We start from the raw sequence: 25320 nt of genomic DNA on the forward strand, positions 1-25320 counted from the left end.
AAGAAAATGACCCGAATTCTGAAAGTCAAAACCGGTGGCAAGTTCGAGGAAGTCGCCAGCTATTCTCGTGTGGTTGCTGTTGATGACTGGATTTTTGTATCCAATACCGCCGGTCGCGATCCACAAACCGGGGAGTTCTCCGAAGACCCGATTGCCCAGGCCAAAGTGGTGTTCGACAACATCGAAAGAGCCCTGGCGGCGGTTGATGCCAGCCTGCAGGACGTGGTGATGTCGCGCGTGTTTATCCAGCAACCTGAACACATTCACCAGGTGATGGAGTTTATCGGCAGCAAATTCCGCGGTGTTGACCCGGCAACCACGGCTACCTGCCCACCGCTGGGGTCCAGCCAGTACCTGGTGGAAATCGAAGTGACTGCATTCCGTGGCGCATCGAAAGCCGATATCGAATACATCAACATCTAATAATCCGGCGCCGGGTATGCAGAAATACCCGGCTCCCTGCTGGAGATTCATTCCATGACCAAGATGCTGGAATCCGTCATCAGCTCCAATGAACTGCCAGAATCGACCGAAGTGGTGATTATTGGTGGCGGCATCGTTGGGGTAACCGCCGCACTGGCACTGGCGGAACGCAATATTCCGGTGGTGCTGTTAGAGAAAGGCCATATTGCCGGCGAACAGTCGTCGCGCAACCTCGGCTGGATTCGCAAGACCAGCCGTCACGCTGCCGATGTGCCGCTGGCGCAGGCCGCTGACCGGCTGTGGGCTGAGATACCGCAGCGAATTGGCCGTGAGGTGGGTTACCGTCAGGCTGGCATCATGTTTCTGGCCAAGACCCAGGAACAGCTGGCCATGCATGAAAGCTGGCATCAGTCGGTAGCGGACCTGCAGCTGGATTCGCGGCTGTTGAGCCAGGCGGATATTGATCGGCTGGTGCCCGGTGGTCGCGGCAACTGGGCGGGCGGCATTTATACCCCGTCCGATGGCCGTGCCGAACCCGCCATTGCCGTACCTGCGATGGCGGCGGCGGCGATCGAAAAAGGCGCCCGGCTGATTCAGCAGTGTGCGGTACGGTCGTTGTCGATGGCTGCTGGCAAGGTCAGTGGCGTCGTGACTGAACGTGGTGAGATTCGTTGTCAGCAGGTCTTGCTGGCAGGTGGTGCCTGGTCGCGGCGTTTCCTCGGTAATCTGGGAGTGGCATTGCCTACGCTGCCGCTGATCTGTTCGGTATTACGTACCAAACCGATGGATGGCCCTACTGATATCGCCGTCGGTGGCCCGGATTTCTCATTCCGCAAACATCAGCATGGCGGTTTTATTATCACCCAGCGCGGCAAGCTGGATGCGCCGATTACCCTGGATCACCTGCTGGTGGGCTGGCGTTATCTCGATCAGCTGAAGACCCAGCGCAGCTTTCTCAACATCGGTTTTGGCAAACATTTCTTCCGTGATCTGGCGCTGGCCAGACGCTGGCAACCATCGTCGCAATCGCCATTTGAGCAGATTCGTACCATGGACCCACAACCTAACCCACAATTGAATCAGGACGCGCTCAACAACCTCAGTGCGGCATGGCCAGCGTTTGCCAATGCCAGCATCGAGGAAGCCTGGGCCGGGCTGATTGATGTGACGCCGGATTCCAATCCGGTGATCGACCAGATCAAGGCAATTCCGGGCCTGACCGTTGCGACCGGTTTCTCCGGCCACGGTTTTGGCACTGGTCCTGCTGCCGGACAACTGGCAGCGGATCTTGTCGCTGGTGTCTCGCCGATTATTGACCCGGCTCCCTATCGTTTCGAGCGGCTCTGAACGCGCCCTTTGCAAGAGGAACAGTACTATGAGTGAACTGACGCAAGTGCAAGGCAATACGACTCCGCGGACTTCTGCTGGCGGGCAATCGAAAACCCTCAAAATGGGTCTGCTGACCATGATGGCCATCTCGATCGGGATGGTGATTGTGCAGGGCGCAATGATATCCGCCACCCAGGGGATCGGGATGGGGGGCATGGGCTTTATTGCCGCCATGGTAATGGCGCTGATCATGGCGCAATTCAATGCCATGAGTTTCGCTGAACTGTCATTGATGTTCCCGCAGGAAGGTACGCTGGCAACCTACACCCAGAAAGCCATTGGTCATTTCCCGGCCATTGTGGTGGTGTTTGCCGGTTATGTGATGGTGGCGGTGCTGGCGATGCCGGTGGAAATGTTCCTGGTCGACGTCATGCTGGGCGAACTGCTGCCGGGCATGTTGCCGGAAAAAGTGGTGCCCTTGTTGATTCTGGCGGTGCTGGTCGTCACCAACCTGGTGGGCTCCGATGTGTTTGCCCGGGTCCAGAACCTGCTGGCGTTTGTACTGGTGAGTGCGCTGATTCTGCTGGGGCTGTGTGCCGTCAGTGGTATTACCGAACCGCATCCACAACTGACCGGTACGCCGGTTGACTGGAGCTTTGCCGGGGTGCTGGACGGCAGCTTTATCGGTCTGGTGGCACTGGCATTGTGGCTGATGGTCGGGGTGGAATTTATTTGCCCTATGATCAACGAGGTTAACAATCCAGAGAAAAATATCCCGCGGGCGATGCAGCTGTCGCTGCTGGCGATCTTCTGTATCTTCACCCTGTTTGTGATTGGCGCCAGTTTCTATCTCGACGTTGAAACCCTCACCGGCTCACCGATTCCGTATCTGGATTATGCCAATGCGGTATTCGGCAAAAGCGGCCTGTTTATCGCGACGGTGATGGCATTGGCGGCTACCTGCAGCACGGTTAATACCTTGCTGGCCTCGGTTCCCCGCATGCTGCACGGCATGGCGATGCAAAAACAGGCGTTCCCGCAACTGAAAGCCACCAACCGTTTTGGTGTGCCCTGGGTCGCTACCCTGATGCTGGCGGGTCTGACCACCATTCCTTATCTGCTGGTGGGCATTGATTCACTGATCACCCTGGTGATTGCGGCGACCACCAGTTATCTGCTGGCCTACATGGTGGCGCATATCAACGTGTTGGTACTGCGCAAGCGGATGCCGGACTACCCACGTCCTTACCGCACGCCGTTTTATCCACTGCCACAGATTCTGGGTTTGATCGCCATGGCCTATGTGGCGCTGAATAACTCCCCGGCACCGGAAATGACAATGACCGTTTATAGCCTGACCGGCGCGATTCTGCTGGTGCTGAGTGTGATTGCGGCGGTATGGGTGAAGTTTTATATGAAGCGGGGGTTGTTTGAGCCGGATATGGATTAACCATCCTTCACCTCCAGCCTGACAACAGTCGAACAAACGGGAGCCTTGGCTCCCGTTTGTTTTAAATCTTGCAGAGCAGATCCCTTCAGCAAACCGCCAGCGCAAAATGCTTTTTGCCTTTGCGGATCAGCCAGTACTGGTCATGCAGGGCGGCAAAATCATGCAGACAGGCATTTTCATCACTCGCCTGGACACCGTTAATCGTCACCGCCTGACTGCTGATCAGCTCACGGGCCTGACGGCGCGAACTCGCCAGCTGCAATTCGACCAGCACTTCCGGCAAGGGAATTTCTGCCGCCAGCTGAGTCGTCGGGATCACATCCAGTTGTAATTGTTGCAGTGCTTCCAGCGTCAGTTGCTGCACCGCACCGCTGAACAGCAGCTGGTTGGTTTCCTGAATCCGTTGCAACTGTTGCGGGCCGTGTACCAGTTCGGTCATGGCATCGGCCAGCACTGACTGAGCTTGTGGTTTGCCACCACTGGCCTGGTCGGCGGCTTGCAGTGCCTTGATTTCAGCAACCGGAATAAAGCTGTAGTAGTTGAGGAAACGGTAAACATCGGCGTCGGCGGTATTGAGCCAGAACTGGTGGAAACGGTACGGCGAGGTCTTGCTTGGATCGAGCCAGATCGCCCCGGATTCGGTTTTGCCAAATTTGGTGCCGTCGGATTTGGTAATCAGCGGCAGCGTCAGGCCATGTACCTGAGTGCCATTGAGGCGGCGGGTCAGGTCAATGCCAGCGGTAATATTGCCCCATTGATCGTTACCACCAATTTGCAGCACGCACTGATGACTGCGGTTCAGTTCGGCAAAGTCGTAGGACTGCAGCAGGCTGTAGGAAAACTCGGTGAAGGAAATGCCTTGCTCCGGCCGCTCGATACGCTGGCGCACCGACTCCTTGTTGATCATGGCGTTAACGCTGAAATGTTTGCCAATGTCGCGCAGGAATTCCATCACGTTGAGTTTGCCCATCCAGTCGCGGTTGTTGACGTAGATGGGCGTGTTGCTGCCGTCGGTGTGCAGCAGTTGGCTGATCTGCTGGCCCAGGCTGTCGACCCAGAGGTCGATCTGGTCACTGCTGTTCAGGCTGCGTTCGGTAGCCTTGAAGCTGGGGTCGCCAATCATGCCGGTGGCTCCACCAATCAGGGCGATTGGCTGGTGACCCGCTTGCTGGAAGCGTTTCAGCATCAACAGCGGTACCAGGTGACCAATGTGCAGACTGCCTGCGGTGGGGTCAAAACCACAATAAAGGCTGCGCGGCTCTGACAGGTAGGCTTGCAGGGCTTCGGTATCGAGGCTGCTTTGGGCAATCAGGTTACGGTCGATCAGGTCTTGTATCAGATTCGGGTTGGTCATGAGCGCCTCGGATCCGGTTGCGGGAAAGTCGATCTGCTGCGAGGAGAGATCAGGCAAACACGGAATTAGCGGTTATTGGCGCGCAAGCTGTATAGAAAAAATGGGACATGGGATCAGGTCCCGGCATGCCGGGACTGAAATTGAAAGGGAAAGAACGCGACTAGAAAAACGACGTCATCGGCACCGAACACCAATCGCGCCCGCTACAGATCGCGCTGACCCACAAACGATGTTTGATCCGGCTGGCCTGCTTGTCCTGTGGCACCAGGGCTTCCAGATGACTGAGCCGCACTTGCGGTGGATAAATCGCCGGGTTGTTGATGATGTCCTTGTTGATCAGGGCTTCAGCACTGGCCATGGCGGTGGGATAGTCCATCAGATTGGTATTGGCGGCGGCATTTTCGGCCTGCATCAGGAAGTCGATAAACTGATAGGCGAGCTGTGGCTGCTCCGCATTGCTGGCGACTCCCATCACGTCGATCCACATGGCCGCGCCTTCGCGAGGAATGTAGTAGGCGTAATCCGGGAAGTCGGCGATGTCCTGCAGGATGTTGCCGGAGTAGCCAACGGCAACACAAATATGGCCCGCGGTGAGGTCTTCACGATACTGGTTGGCGTGCAGGTAACGGGCGTCCTGGATGGCTTCCCTGAGCAGATTACCTGCCGCAGTCAGTTGCTGTTTGTTGGTGGTGTTGGGGGAATAACCCAGATACGCCAGCGCTGCCGCGAACAGTTCATCACGTTCATTCAGCAGGCCAATGCCGCATTGGGCGGCCTTGGTGCGCACCTGTGGGTCAAACAGCAAGGCCCAGGAATCCTTGTAGTCGGCAATGCCCAGCTGTTGCAGCTGTTTGATGTTGACGCCCAGTCCGGTGGTTCCCCACATATAGGGAATGCCGTGTAACTTGCCATTTTCCTGCTGCTTATATTGTTCCAGCACATCCGGCCGCAGCTGGTTGAAACGCGGCAACTTGCTGAGCTCCAGCGGCTGCAGCATTTGCAGTTCAGTCAGGCGGGGAATAATTCGTGAGGCCGGGAATACCACGTCGTAGTGGTTGGCGTTGTTGAAATAATAACTGCTGAATTCCTCAACACTGTAATAGCCGGTGTATTCCACTTTGGCGTTGTATTGTTGCTCGAAGCGGGCAATCACATCCGGCGCTATGTATTCGCCCCAGTTGATGATTTTCAAGGTGGTTGGTTCGGCCAGCGACAGGCCGCTGCAGAGCAGTGCCAATATGGCGATCAGTTGTTTCATGTACCCTCCCGGAGCCGCCAGCCGTTATCCGATGGCCGGGAGACCCCGGCCTGGCTGTGCGGGATTCACGATTGTTTTTGCTGCGGTTTGTTGTGGTTGTCAGGCAGCAATCATGCGTGTTGAGCGGCTTGGCGGACTTGTACGAGGGGGACGAGTTCTTGTGTTTGCGTGTCGGCAGCCAAACAACTGCCGAGCCCTGATGTAAGTCAGTTCAGAAGCAAACGCTGACAATGATGTCTTTCCAGACGAGCTGGGAACTGTGGGCTGCGCAGGCATGGAATCCATACGGCGATGGGAAATTCATCGCCGTATGGATCCTGAGACAAGCTCAGGATGACGGGTAAGGCGTAAGACAGGATTTGGTAAATCAGTTGGCCAGGTAACCGGCGCGAAACTCCTTCGGCGACACACCATACTGCTTTTTGAAGCTGCGACTGAAATGAGCCGAGTCGGCAAAGCCCCAGTTGTAGGCGATGCTGGTGATCGAGGTTTTCTGCATGCGGGCAGATTTCAGGTCACTGGCGCACTGTTGCAAGCGGCTGCGCAGGATAAACCGACAGACGCTGTCATTGTGGTCTTCAAAAATCCGGTGCAGCTGGCGTACGGAAATATTCAGCTGTTGGGCCAGCATCGCCGGAGCCAGATCACCTTGCTGCAGGTTGCGGTTGATCAGCAACTGCGCCGCCTGCCAGATATCGCGGCTCATGTGACCCAGGGCTTCGGCCGAGAAGTCACTGTACTGCAGCGATGGCTTCAGCAAGGTCAGGATGGCGTCTTCAATGGCGTCTTTTTCAAGACTTTGCTGGCTGCTGTTGCCACTGACGGTGGTCAGCTTGTCGAGCATGGTGCGGATCATCAGACCGGCAGTGGAACGCTGGTTTACCTTGCCAAATACCGGTGATGCACCCCCCAGGCTGTGTTCCACCCGCTGGCGTTCCAGTGGAAAGGACACGTGTTCAATCAGCCCGGCTGGCGTCAGTTCACAGGGCTTGATGCCACTCATCAGAAAGATGTCACCGGGCGACAGTTGCAGGCTGTTTTGCTGGTCGGCGAAGCGTGCGAAACCGGAGTTATGCATTACCAGAAAACAGTGATCGATATCTTCCTGATCGGCATTGGTGCCGGAACGAAAAATACGCCCGGCATTGGTGCGAATGGTCGCGGAATCAATCTCTTTGTGCTGGTGCGGAATAAAGTCGCCAACGAAGCTGTTACCGCGGTCGGGGAGTTGGGTAACAAAGTTGCCACAGACAGCCCGCATCTGCGTTTGCCACTGATCGAGGGCGTGAAATTCAGCATCACGGTTGATCATTCTGAGCCGTACCTTTTCGGTGGTTCCTGAATAGTTAACTTCTTATCTATCTGTTAACTGAGCAGGATTTATGCCATTGCCCGGCGGTTGGTTGGGGCGGCTGGCAATCTGATGTTGTTGTTATTGTCAGGGCTGACGGCCGTTCAAATTGGCTGGCTGTCAGCTTCCTTCAGACCGTCAGGATTATCCTGATCTGAACACCTGTACGCTTGACTGAGCGTGCCAGCTGTCACCCTCGTACAAGAACCTGTCACGCAAGTTCAATAACTCCCCGGCTGCTTTTTCAATACTGGGCAGGCACTGACGGCAGCGGTTCTCCTGCTCGCTGATGTCGTTGTTCTCGGCTCGGTTCATGGCTCTGGTCATGGATTTCAGACGACCGTCAGTGCATCTCAACCCTATTTCGCAACAACATTCCTAACAACAGGAACGACTGACTATGCAGCCTCTGAAACTGACCACGGATACCTCGGCAATGATGAAGATTGGCAGCGTTGCCAACCTGGGTTCTGAAGTGATCGAAGGCAACCCGGAAGCCTCAGTGCAATTTCTGGTTGGCAACCCGGAAACCAACATTGCCGTTGGTCTGTTTGGTTGCACCAAAGGTGTTTTCCGCATGGTTTACCCGTTCACCGAACACGCCACCGTGCTGAGCGGCAAGGTCACCCTGCAAAACGAAGCGACAGGTGAAACCGAAAGCTACCAGGCCGGTGACAGCTGGTACTTCGAGAAAGGCACTGCCGTGCTGTGGACGGTGGAGTCGGACGATTTCGTCAAGAACTACATGAGTATTGTTGAGGGCTGATTCGCGCTGCGACCAGCCTGGCCGAAGCGGTGCCACGGTTCTGTGGTGCGGCAGCGGTTTTTACCGGATTCGAGAATTTACCTTCAGGGAGTACCTGATCATGCAACCCGTTATGAAGTATTCCGCCCTGGCGGCGGCTGTCTGGGCCTTTAACGCCACTGCCTTGCCAGTCATGGAAAGCGACAGCACCAGTCTGAACCTGTCTTTGGACGGTGGCCTGGGCTATTTCAACAGCCAGCAAAGCTATGGCGGTAACAGTGGTTTCCGTTCCGAAGAAGGTTCGGTGAGCTGGCAGGAAGGTTATTTCAAGGCTGGCCTGGATGGCAGTCATTCATTTGGCAGCAGCAGCGTGTACGGCGGTGTGAGTGTTTCCGCCACCTCGACGACCGGTGATGGTGATGCTGCTGGTTTGACCAACGGCGAAGAACGCCGTGTGGCGCTGGAAAACGCCTACCTCGGCTGGAAATCCGGCTCGCTGATTCCGGCGCTGGGCGAAAACGGTGTGGATATTTCCTTTGGTCGCCAGACGCTGGCCATTGGAGATGGTTTCCTGATCAATGGCGATGCCCTGAACGCTGGTAAGGGTGCTGAAGAAGCACTTGAGTCCTGGGGTGTGCCAGCGCATGACGTTGATCGTGGTGGTGCCTACTGGATGGGCGGTTCGGCCCGCAGTGCTTTTGATCGTACCCTGATCGTGCGACTGGGAGGTGACTCCGGTATGCGTGCGGATGTGTTCAAGGTGCAGTCTGACAACCGCCTGCAAGGCTGGACGGATTTCTCGGGTATCAACCTCGAATACGTTGGCGAAACCGGCACTGTCGGAGCCTTGCTCTTCACCACCGACTCCTACGGTTCCTACTCAATCCTGGCGGATCGCGACAACCTCGACACCATGAGCCTGCGCTATCAGGGTTCGCTGGGTATCGACAATCTGTTCTTCAGCTCGGAAGTGGCGCGTCAGAAGAGTGACAGCGGCGTGGTCGCTCATGCCGGTTATGTTGAGGCAGGCTGGACCTTCGCTGACCTGATGTGGTCACCACAGCTGACCTATCGCTACAGCAGCTTTGATGAAAACTTCGATGCCCTGTATTACGGCTTCAGCCGGGGTTACGGCACCTGGTTCCAGGGCGAAGTGGCGGCTAACTACGCCGGTCCATTCAACAGCAATACCGATGTTCAACATATTGGCCTGAAAGCCTCGGTTAACGACGGTTTCAGCATTGGCGCACTGTGGTTTGATTTCTCCGACCATCAGAAACAGGCCGGTGTGAACAACAATGGCCAGGAGCTGGATCTGTACGCTGAGTATTTCCTCAACGACAACATGCTGGTGTCGCCGCTGCTGGGTTTCTACAGCCCGGAAAAAGACGCTGCCAATGGTGGTTCACAGTTGGGTAATAGCGATACCAACCTGTATGCCCAGCTTGGCTTCTATTTCTTCTATTGATTGAGTTTGCCCGGCTTTGTGGGCAAAAGGACCGGCCGCGGCTGGCTGGAGTGGGTCTTGCGATGTTTTCCGGATTGGCCTCCTTCTACCGTAATCAAACCGTGATCTGCGCCAGCCATATGCAGGGCTGCGGCCGGTTCCTTTTGCTCACATTTTTACGATTGCCCGCCTGACTTCTCCAGGCTCGATGAGTGACCATGATGAACACTTTCGACAATACCGAAGCGCTGAACTACTACCGTGCCACCCAGAAATACGATCTGCGTTTTGCCCCGTTGCAGGACGATATCGAAGCGGATGTGGTGGTGATTGGTGGTGGCTTCTCCGGCATCAACACGGCGCTGGAACTGGCCGAGCAGGGGGTTACCAATATCGTGGTGCTGGAAGCCCGGGTATTGGGTTATGGCGGCACCGGTCGTAACGGTGGCCAGATCATGGCAGGTATTGGTCACGACCTCGACAAGATCGAAAAACACGTTGGCTCCGAAGGTCTGAAGAACATCATTGCGATCAGTAATGATGGCCAGAAAATCATTCGCGAACGTATCGCCCGCTACGATATCGACGCCGATTTCTGCCACGGTTATGCCTACATGGGGTTTAACAAACGGCAGGAAAAAACCCTGGTGCAATGGGAGAAAGACTTCCGCGCCATGAGCCCGGATGACGACATTGAGCTGCTGACCGGCAGCGCTGTGAAGACCGTGATTGGTTCCGATGCCTACAGCAGCTGTCTGAAGTACATGGGCGGTGGCCATGTGCATTCCCTTAACCTGCTGCTGGGGGAAGCGAAAGCGCTGGTGGGCTATGGCGCCCGCATTTATGAAAACAGCCAGGTGATTGCGGTGGAATACGGCGAGCGTGTCACCGTACGTACCGGCACCGGCTCGGTAAAAGCCAGCAAGATGCTGTGGGCCTGTGATTCCTGGCTGCAGGGCATGGAGCCTTACCTGCACCGCAAGACCATCAATACCCAGGCCTATCAAATGGCCACCGAAGTGCTGCCAGACAGCCTGATCGAGCAGATTTCACCGATTCGGGGTGCCTACAGTGATATCCGCCCGGTGATCGACTATTACCGCGTCACCAATGAAAACCGGCTGCTGTTTGGTGCTGCCACCGACTTTATCGAATACACCCCGACCGATCTGTTCGAGTGGAACCGCCAGCGCATGCTGAAGATTTTCCCCTATCTGAAAGACGTCAAAATCGACATGGCCTGGGGCGGCTGGATGGCGGTTGGTGAAAACCTGTTCCCGCAAATCGGCAAGCTGCCGGGTCAGCACAATGTCTTTTACGTGCAGGGCTACGCCGGCTTTGGCGTAACGCCAAGCCATATCGTCTGCAAGGTGCTGGCGGAAGGCATTCTCGGTGGGTCGGATCGTTATGACCTGATGAGCTCGGTGCCGCATATCGATATCTGGGGCAAGGATCATTTCCGCCGCGCCATTCTGAGTGCCGGTAAAACCTGGCACCAGTTATCCGGCTATTGGAACGGCCGCCGCTGAGTCAGGGTTGCTGACTCTGTTGTAACAAGCATTTTGCTGGTTTGGGGCTACTGATCAGGGCGTAGCCGACAGCAATATTTTTATTCGTGGCTTTATAAGTGGCTGTACTGGCCAGGGGGGAGCTGTGCTTCCGAGTATCAAAACCATTGTTTATACATCGGATATTCGACCTGGTAGCCGACCGGCATTTCGTATGGCGGTGGCACAGGCACTGGCTCATCAGGCACGGATTATTTTCCTCCATGCCTGCGAGCCGTTTGATTCTGAAATGCAGGACATGGTGCGTGATTATCTGCCTGAGCGTATCAGCAACCTGCACGCCGCCCGCATTCTGGAAAACCAGCATCAACGGGTACATCAGCGTATTGAAGCCTTTCTGCAGCAGGAACTTGAGGACGGCCTGCAGTTGGCCGAGTCGCCACGCGTCGTCGTTCGTTCCGGCAAACCGGAACAAATCATCCTTGATGTGGCGAGGGAATTTAACGCCGAACTGATTGTGATGGGCGACCGTGCGTCATCAACACTGTCGCGGCTGTTTCTGGGTTCTACCGCCCGCAACGTGATTCACCAAAGTCCGATCCCGGTACTCATCGTACCGCTGGCAAGACCACAATAACTCCGGAGAGACTAGCTCATGCTCAAGATTGCAAAATACCTTGCACTGGCTGCTGTGGTGGCGGCCCCGCTGTCAGCGCCTTATGCAACGGCAGCGGATTACCCTAATCGTCCCGTCAAGTTTGTGGTGCCCTGGCCTCCAGGTGACCTCGAAGACGTACTGACCCGGGTGATTGCTGAAGAAATGGCCAGTGAAACCGGCAAGCCAGCGACCGTGGTGAACAAGCCGGGTGCCGGTGGTGTTGTTGGTGCTGCGGACGTTGCCCGTTCGCGCCCGGATGGCCTGATGATTGGTTCCTTTGTGGCGGATCTGGTGACCACCCAGCTGATGTCTGGCAATGCCCCGTACGACCAGAATACCTTTGAGCCTGTTGGTATCTTCCTCGACTATCCGTTTGTGCTGGCCACCAAAGCCGATGCGCCATACAACAACATGGCGGAGCTGGCGGCCTACAGCAAAGCCCACAAGGTTTCACTGGGCCACTTTGGTTACCAGGCGCTGCCAACCGCAATCACCTACAAGGCAGCGGATCAGCAAGGCATTGTGTTCAGCTCCGATGCCGCCTTTGATGAAAACAACTGCTCAACGCTGGCTAACGGCGATGCTGACGTGATCAACACCACCACACAGCTGATTCTGTCTTGTCTGGCTTCCGGCGAGGTCAAACTGCTGGCGTCGCTGACCCGTGACCGGCTGTCGATTGCCCCGGATGTTGCCACGCTGAAGGAACAAACCGGGGTGGCGCAGACCACCTGGAATGGCCTGTTCGTGAAAAAAGGCACGCCTGAAGCCATCAAACAAAAGATCGCCGCCATTGCTGAAAAAGCCCTGCAGCGCGATGAGGCCAAAAATCTCAGTGCCAATACCGGCGCTGGCGTTTACTGGATTGGTGGCAAGGATGCCGAGCAAGTGATTGCCGACGACTACGCCAATGCCCAATCCCTGATGCAATACATCAATCGCTAACCATCTCACCATTTCCAGTAGTCAGTCCGGCGGCCAGACCAGCACTGGCTGGCTACTGGTCTTTTTTCGACCATCTGACCGGTGGTCGAAAACGCACAATGGCTTGTTGGACGGAAATCAAAGTGGCAACCCAATCGACTACCAAAGAAATTTACCCTGCTGAGCCGCCGGAGCCTGCCGCACCGGAACTGCAGGCTGTGCAGGAACCGCTGGCAGCGCCGGGAGCTGGCATTTATCTGCTGTTATTGCTGCTCGGCACCGTGCTGCTGGCGCTCTTGCCGTGGCAGGCCAGCTGGATCGACACCAGCAAGGGTTGGTACATCCAGCCGATGATTGGCAGCAGTCTGGGGCTCGTCATCATGACGCTGTTTGCGGCCCTGCGGGTTGGTCAGGCTGCGCGGCGGGTGCTGGCAGACCGGGCCCAATCAGACCGGGCAGGGCAAACCAGCATGCGGCCAGACAACCTGATTAATCAGCTGGCCTGCGTGGTGCTGGGCTATCGCACCGCCATCATCTGCGGCCTGCTGTTCCTGTTGTATATCGAATCACTGTCGGTCGTGGGTTTTACGCTGTCGACGCTGCTGTTTATCACCACCTTGCTGTTGTTGAGTCGTTTGCTGAACCGTTTCTGGTTGCTGATGGCAGTGCTGGCAACCGCCATGATGGTGTTGGTATTCCGGGTTGGCGTCAGCGTCTGGATGCCGGATGTCTGGCTCTATGGTCTGTTACCTGACCAACTGGCGGACTTCGCCAATATGTATCTTTAGGAGGTCGCCGGATGGATACCTTGTTATTGGGGCTGCATGAAATTTCTGCCCTCAACGTGCTGTTGGCGATTGTGCTGGGAGCGCTGATTGGCGTCACCATTGGCTCGATTCCGGGGCTGGAACCTGCCGGTGTGATGGCGATTCTGTTGCCGCTGACGTTCTCGATGGAACCCCTGGCAGGCGTTTCCCTGCTGCTTGGTGTTTATGGCGGAGCCTGGTATGGCGGCGCTATTCCGGCAATTTTAATGAACACGCCGGGTACGCCGGTGGCGGTGCTGACGACCTATGATGGCTATCCGATGGCACAGCGCGGGCAAGGTAAAAAAGCCCTGTCGATTGCCTATACCTCGTCATTTGTTGGTGGCCTGATCAGCATCTTCTCACTGGTTACCCTGGCACCGACACTGTCGCAAGTGGCGCTGTTATTTGGCTCCGCCGAGTTCGCCATGCTGGCGGCGCTGGGGATGATTTTTGTGGTATTGGCCCACCGTAAACACGTGGTAGAGGCCGCCATGATGCTGGGGCTGGGGATTTTCCTCGGCACCATAGGGATCGATCGCTCGTTCAGTTCGCAGGTTTACACCTTTGGTGAAGTCTGGCTGCTCAACGGCATTCCACTGGTGCCTGCGGTGATCGGTTTGTTCGCCATGTCACAGGCATTTGTGTTGCTGTCGCAGCGTGGTCAGGATGCTTCTCGCACCAAGCTGGAAGGCGAGGGCATGTTTGCCGGCGTCTGGATTCTGTTCAAACACAAGGTGACGGTGATTCGCTCAGCCGCGCTGGGCGTGGTGATGGGGCTGTTGCCGGGCGTCGGCGAGTTTGGCTCGCAGTTTTTCTCCTACACACTGGCGCAGAAATTCTCCAAAACACCCGAACAATTCGGCAATGGTGCCGAGGAAGGCATCATCGCATCGGAGACCTCCAACAACGCGGTGACGGCCTCGGTGATGATTCCACTGCTGGCATTCGGGATTCCCGCCGATGCCCTGATGGCGATGCTGTTGGCGGTGTTTATGGTGCACAACTACATTCCTGGCCCAACCTTGTTTAGCGAGCGGCCGGAGTTTATCGCCGGACTGTATTTGTCATTGCTGCTGATGAACATCGTGGTGTTCCTCTACCTGACCTTTGCCACCCGCTGGATTGTTAACCTGACCCGCATTCGAGGCCGCTTTATCGGCGCCTGTATTCTGGTGCTTGGCTTTATTGGTGCTTACAGCCAGAACTACCAGTTCTCGGATGCGCTGATTGCGCTGGGCTTTGCCGTGTTCGGCTATGTGCTGCGCCGTAACGACATTCCGGCAGTGCCGATTATTCTGGGACTGGTGTTAGGGCCGGTGTTCCTAACCCGCTTCCGTCAGGCGATGGGCGTGGCTGATGGCGACATGAGCATTTTTGTCAGTCGGCCAATCAGCCTGGTGTTGCTGGCCTTGATTGTGTTGTCGATCGGGGTGTTTGTTGCCAGTCAGCTGCGCAGCCGATCGCCGTCGCCAGTTTCTCAATCGTAAATCATGAACCGGAACGGTAGCAGCCTACGGGATGTGGAGTTTTTAATCGAAGTTGAAGGCTATTGTTTTGAACAGAAGAGCCCGGGTAAATCTGCTACCGGGCTCTTCTGAGAGGCTGGGAATATCTATTGACAGGGCAAAAATACAATATAGTCCTCACCACGGTTCCACGAGCTTAAATACCCTTTGATGTAGAAGCTTTCATTTGAAGCAAACTCGTCGTAAGCAGCAACAATAGTAGGGGCATCTTTGTCGCTTTTTAGTCCACATACCGGTTGGCTGTCTTGATAAAATTCAGGATGAAGCAATTTTATAACTTTGTTTTGAATATGCCTATTGTCCAGTAAATTCTTGATGCCGGCCTCAAAATCGGATATGTAAACGGCGTGGTAGTAGTGCATAAATGCGATACAACGGCCTCCATGATTTGTAATATTCGCTATTAAATCGGTCATGAATATATTTCTGGCTAAATGGGAGCTTTGTTTGCAAGTACCATCAGATAGTTGTTTGGAATTACATGTGTCATATTGTTGATGTTGGTCGTAAGGCAAGTCCAGGCCAATGATTTTTATTCCAAGGGATCGAGCTTTTTCGATGATTTTGAAATATAAAACACTGTTGCTGCCATTTCCCCAGGACCAGTTCTCTTCTAAAAATTCTGCCAGTTCTTTACTGCCACTGGCAGTATTACTGAATTTGTTCAGTTCTGATTGAAGGTTTGCGGGAAACATTTCCATTCCAAGATGCGTAAACCCTCGCCTTTTGAGTTCTGGTAGTGCCTTAAGGAATTCTATTTTGTATATATTGGTGTTATGAGATACCTCACCAAATATTGCGACCTCGATATTTCTGGGAAGCATTTCCTGATAGTTCACCGGGCGTCTTGTTTCCAGCATTTCACTATTCCTTTTGTCTTTTCCATTTATTGAGGCCCCAGGATTTTCATAATATAAAGACCGTAGGAGTCACCCGCTTTCGCAGCCATGGAACACCAGTTCATGACGTCGGGTGTGTCCATAATCTGGAAATGAAGTCTGCAAATATTGCCGAGAGATTCAGAAGATGGCTGATCTACCGGTTGATTTGGCTCCGAGGTGTTTGAAAACTGCTTCAGTATCTCTTGCGCTTCTATATTTCCTTGCCTGGATGACAGAGAACACCAGCGTTGTACACCATTGAGGTCATGAATGCTGGCATGAGCCTGGCAGAGTTCAGCAACAGGCTGTTTTAATAACGGCCCTGCATATGAAGTAGAAATAGCCGGAAGAAATAACGCGAGCGTAAACAAACGCCGTTTTGAATATCTATCCATGATGATCCTGAGGCTGGCAGCAGAGGCAGCAAGATAAATCCATGATGGTAACGGATGTTGTGACAGCTATAACAATTCCTGCCAGGTTGGTGCCTTAATTCTGATTTTGAGCAAACTGTCACGTATTACAGATATCCCGAAACAAGGTTGTTGCAACCGAACATTAACGAGCGTTGGGATATCTATTTATTGAACAGTTCCTACCCTTGGCTGCTGCTGCGTTGACGGGTTTCAGTCGGGCTTTCGCCATAGGCGCTGCGGTAGCTGCGGGAAAAATGGGCGGAATGATTGAAACCCCAGCGGAAAGCAATTTCACTGATGGTCAGTTGCTGGTTGGACGGGTCTTGCAAGGCTTCTCGGCAGCGTTGCAGCCGCTCATGCCAGATAAAGCGGCTGACGGTGGTGTCGTCCAGTTCGAATGCCCGCGCCAGTTGACGCCGGGAGGTATGCAGCTCGTGGCTGAGGCGCTCCAGCGACAGGTCTTCGAGTTGCAGGTTATTGCGAATCCACTGCTGACTGCGTAACAGCAGGTCATTGAGGCTGCGGTTATGGCCGGGCCGCTGTTGTTGATGCAGCAGTCCATAAAGTTCATCGAGCATCAGCCGCGCCAGCTGATCGGCCCGGGTTTGTGAATTGCCATCCAGATTGTGCGCCTGTTGCAGTAACCGAAACAGTTCCTGGCTGCTGTAGCCTCCGTGGTTGTGGTTACGGTCGAGCCGGATAATGTCTTTTTGATCCCAGCTGCCAAAACTCTCTTGTAACAACGAGTGGGGGATATCCACCACCACCATATCCATCGGCTGCTGGAACCCCTGGGCATAGGGCCGCACCGTGTTGTAGATCACCACATCGCCGGGCCCGTGACGGCTGCATTCGGTGCCCTGATAGGCAAAGCCGTCGCCTTCCAGCATCAGGCACATAAAGGCCGATTCGCGATCATCCTTGCGAATATTGTCGAGGCTGCGCTGAATCGAATGGCGACTGGCCTGAATCCGGTTGAGCGTCAGTCCACCGAGCTGTCGGACCGTCAGATCGGCATCAATGCCACACTCCGGCTCGTCGGGGCAATCCAGGTTGATCATCTGGCTGTTGATGCAGTCGACCCAGAAGTCGGCTTTCTGCCTGGCAGGCAAATGACGGGTGCTGAAATGCGCGCGGCAGCCGGCCTTTGGCAGTGGCTGTGAGCGTGTTGGCGAGGCTGTTTGGGAGTGTGTGGCTGACATAGGAATACCCGGAATTATTATTGTATTTGGCACAGGGCGGCGTTGGTTGTGGTGTTCGATCCGTCCTGCTTCAACCGCTGGTACTAATTTAATAAATATATTAAGTTTTTTGAAGGGGCGCGCCACCTGACTGTCTTGTCTGGACCTCTGTCTGGATTCGCGGCTGGGCTACAGGCAGGATCGAGACGCGGCCAGAGTGGATCTGGCCGCTGTCAGCCTCAATCAAGCTGCTGTCAGCCTCGATCAAGCATTGAGAGCCCGATCCGCCCAATAATCCGGCTATTACAACAATAACTCCGGAGATCCGGCATGTACTCATTCGCCAATATGGCAGCGGGCAGCCCGCTGCAAATCAACGCCAGCTTTGACGTCATCAACCCGTCCACCCTGCAACCGGCAGGCAGCGCGCCACTGGCCAGTGTCAGTGATCTGGAGCGCGCCGTCGCGGCTGCCAAAGCGGCTTTTCCGGCCTGGTCCGCGCTCACCGATGGGCAACGTCAGGCCTATTGCCACCAGATTGCCGACAAGCTCGAAGCTCACCATGAAGAACTGGCGGCCATCCTGACCAGCGAACAGGGCAAGCCAATGGGCGGCACCGGTTCGATGTTTGAAATTGGTGGAGCCATCGCCTGGGCTCGCTATAACGCCAGCCTGGAAGTGCCGGTGGAAGTACTGCAGGACGATGATAACGGCCGTATCGAAATGCACCGCAAGCCGATTGGGGTCGTCGGCTCCATCACGCCGTGGAACTGGCCGGTGATGATTGCGATCTGGCACATCATTCCGGCGATTCGCACCGGCAACACCGTGGTCAACAAGCCGTCTCCGTTTACGCCGCTGGCGACCTTGCGGATGATCGAGCTGATGAATGAAGTACTGCCCGCCGGAGTGGTGAACAGCATCACCGGCGACAACGACATTGGCGCGGCGATTTCCTCGCATGCAGATATTGGCAAAATCGTTTTCACCGGCTCGACACCAACCGGCCAGAAAATCATGAGTTCCGCCGCAGAGGGCCTCAAGCGCCTGACGCTGGAATTGGGCGGTAACGACGCCGGGATTGTGTTGCCGGATTGTGATGCCAAGGCGATTGCGGCGGGACTGTTCTGGGGTGCCTTTATCAACAACGGCCAGACTTGCGCCGCGCTGAAACGCCTGTACGTGCACGACAGCATCTATGACGCTGTGTGTGAAGAACTGACGGCCTTTGCCGCCAGCGTCAAGGTCGGCGATGGCTTTGCGGAAGGCATGGAACTGGGGCCAATCCAGAATCGCATGCAGTTCGACAAGGTTAACCAGCTGGTACGGGGTTCGATTGAAGCGGGCGGCAAAGTCCTCTGCGGCGGCCCGGTCGACGACGCCAACACACTGTTTTTCCCGATTACCCTGATTGCGACCAGCTCCGCCACCGACCCGCTGATTCATCAGGAGCAGTTTGGCCCGGCGCTGCCTATCATCCGTTATAGCGATATTGACGAGGTGATTCGTCAGGCTAACGACAATCCCAATGGTCTGGGTGGTTCCGTCTGGACCAACGACGTTGAACAGTTCCGCGCCATCGCCAGCCAGCTGGAATGTGGTTCGGTATGGCGTAACAAACACGGTGCGATTCAGCCTAATGCGCCATTCGGCGGCGTGAAGTGCTCTGGCGTCGGAGTGGAATTTGGTCAGGAAGGTTTGCTGGCCAACACCAATATTCAGGTGGTTTACCTGTAAATCAACAAAAAGCCGCACGGCTAGATGCCAGCCTGCGGCTTTGGTTTTAACTGCTCGTTCTGATAGTGCTTCCTGTTTCACCCCATCCCTGTGTGGCGCTTTTTCGCTGGAAAGCCAGCCAGACTAGTTGCTGATAGCCTTCGGCTCAGGTTTGCTTTTAAGCACCAGAAAGGCGAATACCGCCAGCGCAACCGGCGCAAAGGATACCCACAGCACCGCATTCCAGCCCCAGGCGCTGAGCACCCCGCCAGACGAAAATGAACCCAGCGCCATCAGACCAAAAATAATAAAGTCGTTGAGCGACTGTACCCGGGTTTTTTCTTCCGGCCGATGGCATTCCAGCACCAGCGCCGAAGCCCCCAGAAAACCGAAGTTCCAGCCCAGCCCCAGTAAAATCAGCATGCCCCAGAAGTGCATCAGCTCAATGCCCAGCAGGCCAACGGCGGCAGACACCGCCGTTAAAGCCAGACCAATCGCCGCGATGCGCACCGCACCGAATTTTTCGATCAGGCGGCCGGTAAAAAAGCTCGGGCCATACATGGCAATCACATGCCACTGAATACCGAGGTTGGAAGATGCCTGCGAAAAACCACAGAAATGCATCGCCAGTGGTGCCGCCGTCATCAGAAAATTCATCACTGTGTAGGACGCTGCACCACAAATCACCGCGGCGATAAACAGCGGCTGACGTACGATCAGCCCCAGTGAACGGCCGCCCTGTTGCTCCTGTGCTGATGGCATCGGCAACTGCACGCCCATCAGAATCAAGGCAGACACCGCAGCGACCAGCGCCTGGATCACAAAGGTTCCGGCAAAGGTACGGCCGGGCCAGAGGTCCATCGTCCAGGTCACCAGTTGTGGCCCAAACACCCCGGCAGCCACGCCACCGGCCATCACCATCGACAAGGCCCTGGCGCGTTTTTCCGGTGCGACACCGTCCGCCGCAGCGAACCGGAACGACACCACTACCGCAGCGTAGGCACCACCGAAGAAGGTGGAAAAACAGAACAGCCAGAACGACACCTGTAATACAGCAACCAGCGCGACAACGCCTGCCAATACACCGGCCAGCGTGCCCAGCATAAAAGTCGTTTTACGACCGTAATGACGCGAGACCCAGCCGGACGGCCAGATGCAGGCGGCCATGCCCACCACAAAAATGGAAATTGGCAGAGTTGCCAACAACTCTGATGGCGCCAGCATACTGCCCAGAATCGCCCCGGTAGCAAAAATCACAATGGCATTGGCACCCGCCAGCGCCTGTGAAATCGCCAGCCGCCAGATATTGCTGCGCTGTACAGTTTCAGGAAGAAGAACAGCCTGATTGCTCATTGAAGCATCCGTTAGAGTCGTGGTTATGGAGTTCGGCCAAACGTTCGGCAAGGCTGCCGGTCGTTTGGATATGATGGCCCGATGGTAGCTGGCTTTGACCAGGTTGCGGAGCCTTGGCCGGAAATATATGGCTGCATGGTTACTTTTGAATATTTTGTGGGCGGTTGGAACAGATAATGGCTTGCCTCTGGTATCCTCAAACAGAGCCATGTACAATGCGCGCCTGTTATATGATCCGCCCGTAGCTCAGCTGGATAGAGCGTTGCCCTCCGGAGGCAAAGGTCAGAGGTTCGAATCCTCTCGGGCGGGCCATTCTCATGGCCCTTCTAGCGATAGTACTTACTAACTTCCAAAAATTGAGACCAAAATGAGACCATTTTGAGACCACGTCTGAAAATGCGCTTTCAGGGCTCAAGCCGTTTTTGACCTTTGCCCTGAAATCAGAAAATCACTCTTCAGGTTCGGTTTTCTTGCCCATAACTGACTCTATTAAGGTGAGCAAAGCTAACTGGCGATTGGCTATAAACTGATCATAGTCATCGGTTCTTAGCATTTGTGGGTCAATACGATGGGTACTCAGAATAGAGTTCATTTCTTCATCGTCCAGCTCGACTTGCTGGTGTTGTTGTATCTGTAGCAAATACTCGGATGGCGCTCTGCCTCCAATCATCCGATTCGCTTTATAAGAAATCGCTGTTTTATTAACGACCGAGTTGTAACTCGCAGCTTGTATTCCACGTTTCTCACACCACGCTTTCGGAAAAATATGGTGAATATCCAGAGCGACTTCTTCTCGGTCCAGATTCTGCACGGTGTCTTTCCAGAAGAAGTCTTTCGCCCCGTCTCTCTGAATCAACACGCTCAAGCCTTTGTAGGCCGCACTTTGACGTGATCTCAAGGTCATCAGGCGACCAGACTGAAAAGCCGCCTCATAGACGGTTCTGGGCTCTTCTATCTCGCCATCAATCCAGCGAAGCAGGTCATCCAGATCATTGGCTATTCGTGTCTCAACTGCACCACCGTACAATTCACCAAAAACACCACACCAAAACCAGCGGCTGATTTTGTCGAAAATCACGGGCTCCCGCCAACGCTCACCGAGTTGAGATAGCACAGCAGCCAGAGGAACCAACTGAGTTCGATAAGGAAGATCGCGGTTTGAGTAGAAACACTGCTTTTTCAAAAAACTGGCAGCCTTTAGAAATCCTGTTTCGACAGCCGAGGCCCAGTGATTGTAACTATCGAGTGTTAGTCCAAGTACCGAAACACGTTTGGCACTGATTGCAGCTATCTGTTTGCCAGTCTTACCTGCTGCAATATCTTCGAGGCGCTTGGCTCGTGTATGCAGCAGGGAAATAGCCTGTAGAAAATCGGTAGGCTCAACATTCTCCAGCAACTTTTTAGCTTTCAGACGGCTTACACGGCCTTCAACGCCACGCAGCTTGCTGCCATACCAGTCGTCACGCAGATTGAACCCATCAGCAGCAAAACTGGCGGTAACCAGTTCGAAGACGGACAGCGGAACCCCACCGGTATTTACCTTCTCAAAGACCAGACAAACGGCTTCTTTACTGGTGGTCTTACCAAGAGCGATAACAGGTAGCTGATAAGATCTGAAAGCATTGAGTACTTGCTTACGGAAAGACATATAGAGCCCAAAATGCTCTGGTGCGAACTCCTGAAGGCTCTCTTCCCAATCATCAGAGTTCAGAATCTGGTTACAGGGAAAATGCAGTGACTTGCATTCCTTTTCCCGATCAGACAAATCCAGAACTACATCGCGGCCAAAGTTGGTTTTCAGCTTTCGGTCTGATTCAACGGCAATAAATGCCTCATCCAGGCGATCATCCAGTGCTGCTTCAATATCGATGTAGTAGTACCGGTCGATCTCTTTGCTTTTTTCGTTAAAGGTCTTAACCGGTGTGTCCAGCGCCAGTACTTGTGTCAACGATGTCAGACGTTGCTGACCATCCAGAATCAGACGCTCTGGCTCGGGAGGCAAACCATCGAATGGCAAATTCTCTACCGGGCGAACCTGAAAGCGAACCTCGCCACCGGTATCGAGCAGCATGACAGCACCGACAGGGAACGAACGAGCCACACTAACCAGCAGCGATCGAACGTGGTCGTCGTCCCACACCCAGCCACGCTGAAAGTCTGGCAGTTGGATTCGGCCCTCACTGATTTCCCTAATAATGTCGGGCAGAGGGGTCTTGGTACTGTCAAACGTGCTCATATCAGTCTTCCTTGAATTCGTAACGCTGTGCCAATGATTTAACGCTGCTGGATTCAACCACTGCATCATGTGGAATCAGCACATAGTGCCAGGGCTTTCCGCCGTGCTTGAGCAAATACTCACTGGCGTAATGGCACCACTGGCTACCGGCTCGTGCTTTTTCGGTGACTTCCTCATTCCAGCTACCATCAGCGTTACGGTGTTGGGTACTTTTGGTTTCTACCATTAGCACGCAGTCATCCAGTTCTGCGACGAAGTCCGGCACGTATTCTTTGTGATCAGTCCCCAATTTGTAGAACATGCGGAACTGGCCTTTAGCGGGTTTAAACCACTTCTGGCTATCGCGCTCCAGCATGACTGCAAAGCGGCGCTCGGTGTCTGAGTCGAACTTCTGCAGTGGGTACAAACACTTCTGGAAATTGCCAAACAGCATCTGGCGAATTTTCCCGACTTCTCGCACCGTTTCTCGCACACTTTGAATCGGTTGATCAGCCGCGACGGTAAAAGCGCAGTCTTTCAGGCTCTCGAAGCCTCTGGAGACCACAGCCTCGTATTCAACCGCTTCTTCGTAGTAGGCATTTTGTAGCTGTGAATGAATCAGGCGGGCAATCGCATCGCCCTGGTTCTGCAGAATGTTTTCAACATCTTCTTCACTGTTATTGGCATTCAGGCAAGCGACTGCCTGAGAAGCCAGATCCGCGAGTTGGTCGGCATGATCGTCATAGGCAATATCATCGAAGTTGAAGAGCCGCTTCAGAATGTAGTTTTCCGGGCGAGGTTCGTAATTACCGGAATCGCCTTGGCCTAGCTCGGTTTGCCGATTAGTCTGAAGACTCTGGCTCAGCATGGTTCGATCGATAGGCTTGAGGTTTTGAATACTGGCCAGATCCAGATCGAACGGGTGATAGCCACTGCTAACCTCCCCAACCGGCTGTACAAAAATACGCGGCATATCGATGGTTTGGTCAATCACCTGATTGGTCAGGGTTTCCACGACCTTATCGATGGCTGCTGCCTGTTCCGAATCTGACTGCTCGTCGAACAGATTCTGCTGTTCGGTGGTCATTTGTTCTTTAACCGCAGCCACCAGTTGTTCACGCACTTCTGGCTTATTCAGGGCCTTAACCGTAGGCACAACCCCCGGTTTGCTCTGATAGGACTGGATTGCTTTGTTAACCAACTGCGCAGTTTGTTTTTCGGCTTCGGTTTTGAACACCGGCTGAACCGTGGTTTCGGTTTGCCCGGTGGTGTTGTTCTCTGATTGCTTGCCCGTAATGAGCGCATCCAGATTGGAAACCACCTTGACGCTTTTCTGAGGTGTTTCGTCCTCCGGGCGCTCGAGTACAATTTGCTTCAGGCGTAGCGGATTTTTCGGGTCGTTGGCTTCGTTCACGATCTCCTGAAAGCGGTCGTGGGCGACAATGCTCAGGCGATCCACCGTTTCAACGCCAGTACGTTTGCCATAAGGCAGGCGCAGACCACGGCCAATGGATTGTTCAATCAGGGTACGAGCGTTAGCGGCGCGTAGCGGCACGATGGTGTAAAGGTTGGTTACGTCCCAGCCTTCTTTCAGCATGTTGACGTGAATAACGATTTCTGTGGGTTCATCAAAGCTTTCCACATTCAACAACGCCTGAACCGTTTCTTCTTCTTTGCTGCTGCTATCGACCTGGATGACCTTCCCGGTGTATTTAGTGTTGTAGAGGTTTTCCAGCTTGTCTTTCAGCTCAGCGGCGTGGGTGGTATCACGGGCGATGACCAACATAAAAGGCTTCACCTTGCGCTGGCCTGATTCCGTGGCATAGGTCGCCAGTTCCACCTTGGTGGCTTCATGCAGGCGCAAGCCATCCTTCAGCTTGATCTCTTCCAGCTGCTCACGGTCGTACTGGCTGGCATCGAAATCCTTTTGGGTAACCACCGCTGGCTCTTTTACAAAACCATCGTCCATGGCTCGGGCCAAAGGGTAATCGACCACCACGTTTTTAAAGCTCTTTGGCCCCTTGGTGCCATTTTCCACAAACGGTGTTGCCGTTAGCTCCAGACCCAATACCGGATTCAGGTCGTTCAGTGCCTTGATACCGGCACTGGCGCGATAGCGATGGGATTCATCCATCAGCAACACCAAATCATCCAGTTCAGACAGATAGCTGAAATAGCTGTCGCCCAGGTACTCCGACAAACGCTTGATGCGCGGGGCTTTACTACCCCGTACTTCGCTGTTGATCTTGGCGATGTTAAACACGTTGATACGAATGCCGCCGAACAGGTCGTTCATCAGATGACCAGCACGCTGCTCGTAGTTCTCACCAGTAATGACTTCCGGTGGATCGATACCAAAATCGGCAATGCCCTTGAACACGTACTTGGGCGTATTCGGGGTGAAATCCTGAATCAGCTTTTCATAAATGGTCAGGTTCGGTGCCAGTACAAAGAAATTACGAACGTCGTATACCTGATGCAGATAGGTGATAAACGCGCCCATCAAGCGGGTTTTACCCACGCCGGTGGCGAGGGCAAAACAAAGGGATGGAAACTCGCGTTCAAAGTCTTCCAGTTTCGGGAATTGTGCCTTCAGCTGCTCCAGCAGCGCTGCCACATCCCGCGGTTTACGAATCAGTTGGTCGTCGGTATTGGCAATGGCGTTGGCCAGTGCCGCCAGCGATTCCTTTTGCGGGGCACGCAGGCTCAGGCGGCCGCTGATGTCGTTAAAAGCCCGTGACTGTTTGCCGTTCAGTGCAGAAATATCCATGGCGTA

Annotated in this window: 20 protein-coding genes and 1 tRNA gene; 12 read left to right on the forward strand and 9 right to left on the reverse strand. The window is 54.5% G+C overall.

Annotation, left to right across the window (positions count from 1 at the left end; genetic code table 11):
* Positions 1 to 6 precede the first annotated feature (6 nt).
* The 3 genes from K6123_RS03975 to K6123_RS03985 are packed head-to-tail and all read left to right on the forward strand — an operon-like array spanning position 7 to position 3202.
* Positions 7 to 423, forward strand: a complete 417-nt coding sequence (locus K6123_RS03975; protein WP_221794311.1) for a RidA family protein — start codon at positions 7 to 9, stop codon at positions 421 to 423.
* A 54-nt stretch (positions 424 to 477) separates the two neighbouring features.
* Positions 478 to 1770 carry an NAD(P)/FAD-dependent oxidoreductase gene (locus K6123_RS03980; RefSeq protein WP_221794313.1) on the forward strand — a complete coding sequence of 431 codons (1293 nt, stop codon included), beginning with the start codon at positions 478 to 480 and terminating at the stop codon, positions 1768 to 1770.
* 28 nt (positions 1771 to 1798) lie between these two features.
* Positions 1799 to 3202, forward strand: a complete 1404-nt coding sequence (locus tag K6123_RS03985; RefSeq protein WP_221794314.1) for an APC family permease — start codon at positions 1799 to 1801, stop codon at positions 3200 to 3202.
* Between the two features lie 85 nt (positions 3203 to 3287).
* Here K6123_RS03985 and tyrS read toward each other — a convergent pair whose 3' ends face one another.
* The 3 genes from tyrS to feaR all read right to left on the reverse strand — a co-directional run bounded on the left by tyrS (position 3288) and on the right by feaR (position 7126).
* Entirely contained in the window at positions 3288 to 4556 is a 1269-nt protein-coding gene (gene tyrS / locus K6123_RS03990) for a tyrosine--tRNA ligase (protein ID WP_221794315.1), read from the reverse strand.
* Between the two features lie 160 nt (positions 4557 to 4716).
* A complete protein-coding gene (locus tag K6123_RS03995; protein WP_221794316.1) occupies positions 4717 to 5814 on the reverse strand; it encodes an extracellular solute-binding protein in 1098 nt (365 codons plus the stop codon).
* A gap of 367 nt (positions 5815 to 6181) precedes the next feature.
* Entirely contained in the window at positions 6182 to 7126 is a 945-nt protein-coding gene (feaR, locus tag K6123_RS04000; protein ID WP_221794317.1) for a transcriptional regulator FeaR, read from the reverse strand.
* Between the two features lie 439 nt (positions 7127 to 7565).
* Here feaR and K6123_RS04005 point away from each other — a divergent pair, with 439 nt between their 5' ends.
* From K6123_RS04005 to K6123_RS04035, 7 genes are all read left to right on the forward strand, one after another.
* Complete coding sequence (locus K6123_RS04005; protein ID WP_221794318.1) at positions 7566 to 7931, forward strand: cupin domain-containing protein; 366 nt, start codon at positions 7566 to 7568, stop codon at positions 7929 to 7931.
* Positions 7932 to 8031: 100 nt separating this feature from the next.
* Positions 8032 to 9378, forward strand: a complete 1347-nt coding sequence (locus K6123_RS04010) for an alginate export family protein (RefSeq protein ID WP_221794320.1) — start codon at positions 8032 to 8034, stop codon at positions 9376 to 9378.
* 197 nt (positions 9379 to 9575) lie between these two features.
* A complete protein-coding gene (locus tag K6123_RS04015) occupies positions 9576 to 10886 on the forward strand; it encodes an NAD(P)/FAD-dependent oxidoreductase (protein WP_221794322.1) in 1311 nt (436 codons plus the stop codon).
* A gap of 124 nt (positions 10887 to 11010) precedes the next feature.
* Positions 11011 to 11502: a universal stress protein gene (locus K6123_RS04020; protein ID WP_221794324.1), complete on the forward strand. Its 492-nt coding sequence runs from the start codon at positions 11011 to 11013 to the stop codon at positions 11500 to 11502.
* Between the two features lie 18 nt (positions 11503 to 11520).
* Positions 11521 to 12468 carry a tripartite tricarboxylate transporter substrate binding protein gene (locus K6123_RS04025; protein ID WP_221794326.1) on the forward strand — a complete coding sequence of 316 codons (948 nt, stop codon included), beginning with the start codon at positions 11521 to 11523 and terminating at the stop codon, positions 12466 to 12468.
* 122 nt (positions 12469 to 12590) lie between these two features.
* The gene (locus K6123_RS04030; protein ID WP_343223959.1) at positions 12591 to 13235 is read left to right on the forward strand and encodes a hypothetical protein; all 645 of its coding nucleotides are present in this window, start codon (positions 12591 to 12593) and stop codon (positions 13233 to 13235) included.
* An 11-nt stretch (positions 13236 to 13246) separates the two neighbouring features.
* On the forward strand, positions 13247 to 14743 hold the full coding sequence (locus tag K6123_RS04035; RefSeq protein WP_221794327.1) for a tripartite tricarboxylate transporter permease: 1497 nt from the start codon (positions 13247 to 13249) through the stop codon (positions 14741 to 14743).
* 125 nt (positions 14744 to 14868) lie between these two features.
* Here the strand turns inward: K6123_RS04035 and K6123_RS04040 are convergent, their stop codons facing one another.
* The 3 genes from K6123_RS04040 to K6123_RS04050 form a co-directional block, all read right to left on the reverse strand.
* On the reverse strand, positions 14869 to 15642 hold the full coding sequence (locus tag K6123_RS04040; RefSeq protein WP_221794329.1) for a ChaN family lipoprotein: 774 nt from the start codon (positions 15640 to 15642) through the stop codon (positions 14869 to 14871).
* 26 nt (positions 15643 to 15668) lie between these two features.
* Entirely contained in the window at positions 15669 to 16058 is a 390-nt protein-coding gene (locus K6123_RS04045; RefSeq protein WP_221794332.1) for a hypothetical protein, read from the reverse strand.
* Positions 16059 to 16258: 200 nt separating this feature from the next.
* Positions 16259 to 17281 carry a helix-turn-helix domain-containing protein gene (locus tag K6123_RS04050; RefSeq protein WP_221794334.1) on the reverse strand — a complete coding sequence of 341 codons (1023 nt, stop codon included), beginning with the start codon at positions 17279 to 17281 and terminating at the stop codon, positions 16259 to 16261.
* A 309-nt stretch (positions 17282 to 17590) separates the two neighbouring features.
* On the opposite strand from K6123_RS04050, the gene K6123_RS04055 reads away from it, so the two are divergent.
* On the forward strand, positions 17591 to 18997 hold the full coding sequence (locus K6123_RS04055) for an aldehyde dehydrogenase family protein (protein ID WP_246624580.1): 1407 nt from the start codon (positions 17591 to 17593) through the stop codon (positions 18995 to 18997).
* A 123-nt stretch (positions 18998 to 19120) separates the two neighbouring features.
* Here the strand turns inward: K6123_RS04055 and K6123_RS04060 are convergent, their stop codons facing one another.
* The gene (locus K6123_RS04060) at positions 19121 to 20329 is read right to left on the reverse strand and encodes an MFS transporter (RefSeq protein ID WP_221794336.1); all 1209 of its coding nucleotides are present in this window, start codon (positions 20327 to 20329) and stop codon (positions 19121 to 19123) included.
* 235 nt (positions 20330 to 20564) lie between these two features.
* Between K6123_RS04060 and K6123_RS04065 the strand changes: the two genes are divergently transcribed.
* Positions 20565 to 20641, forward strand: a tRNA-Arg gene (locus K6123_RS04065).
* Between the two features lie 136 nt (positions 20642 to 20777).
* On the opposite strand, the gene K6123_RS04070 is transcribed toward K6123_RS04065, so the two are convergent.
* Positions 20778 to 22565 (reverse strand): GmrSD restriction endonuclease domain-containing protein, encoded by a 1788-nt coding sequence (locus K6123_RS04070; protein WP_221794338.1) that lies wholly within the window; start codon positions 22563 to 22565, stop codon positions 20778 to 20780.
* 1 nt (position 22566) lies between these two features.
* A complete protein-coding gene (locus K6123_RS04075) occupies positions 22567 to 25314 on the reverse strand; it encodes a DEAD/DEAH box helicase (protein ID WP_221794340.1) in 2748 nt (915 codons plus the stop codon).
* Positions 25315 to 25320 lie beyond the last annotated feature (6 nt).

Source organism: Oceanobacter mangrovi (assembly GCF_019740315.1).
GTDB classification, from domain to species: Bacteria; Pseudomonadota; Gammaproteobacteria; order Pseudomonadales; family Oceanobacteraceae; genus Oceanobacter; species Oceanobacter mangrovi.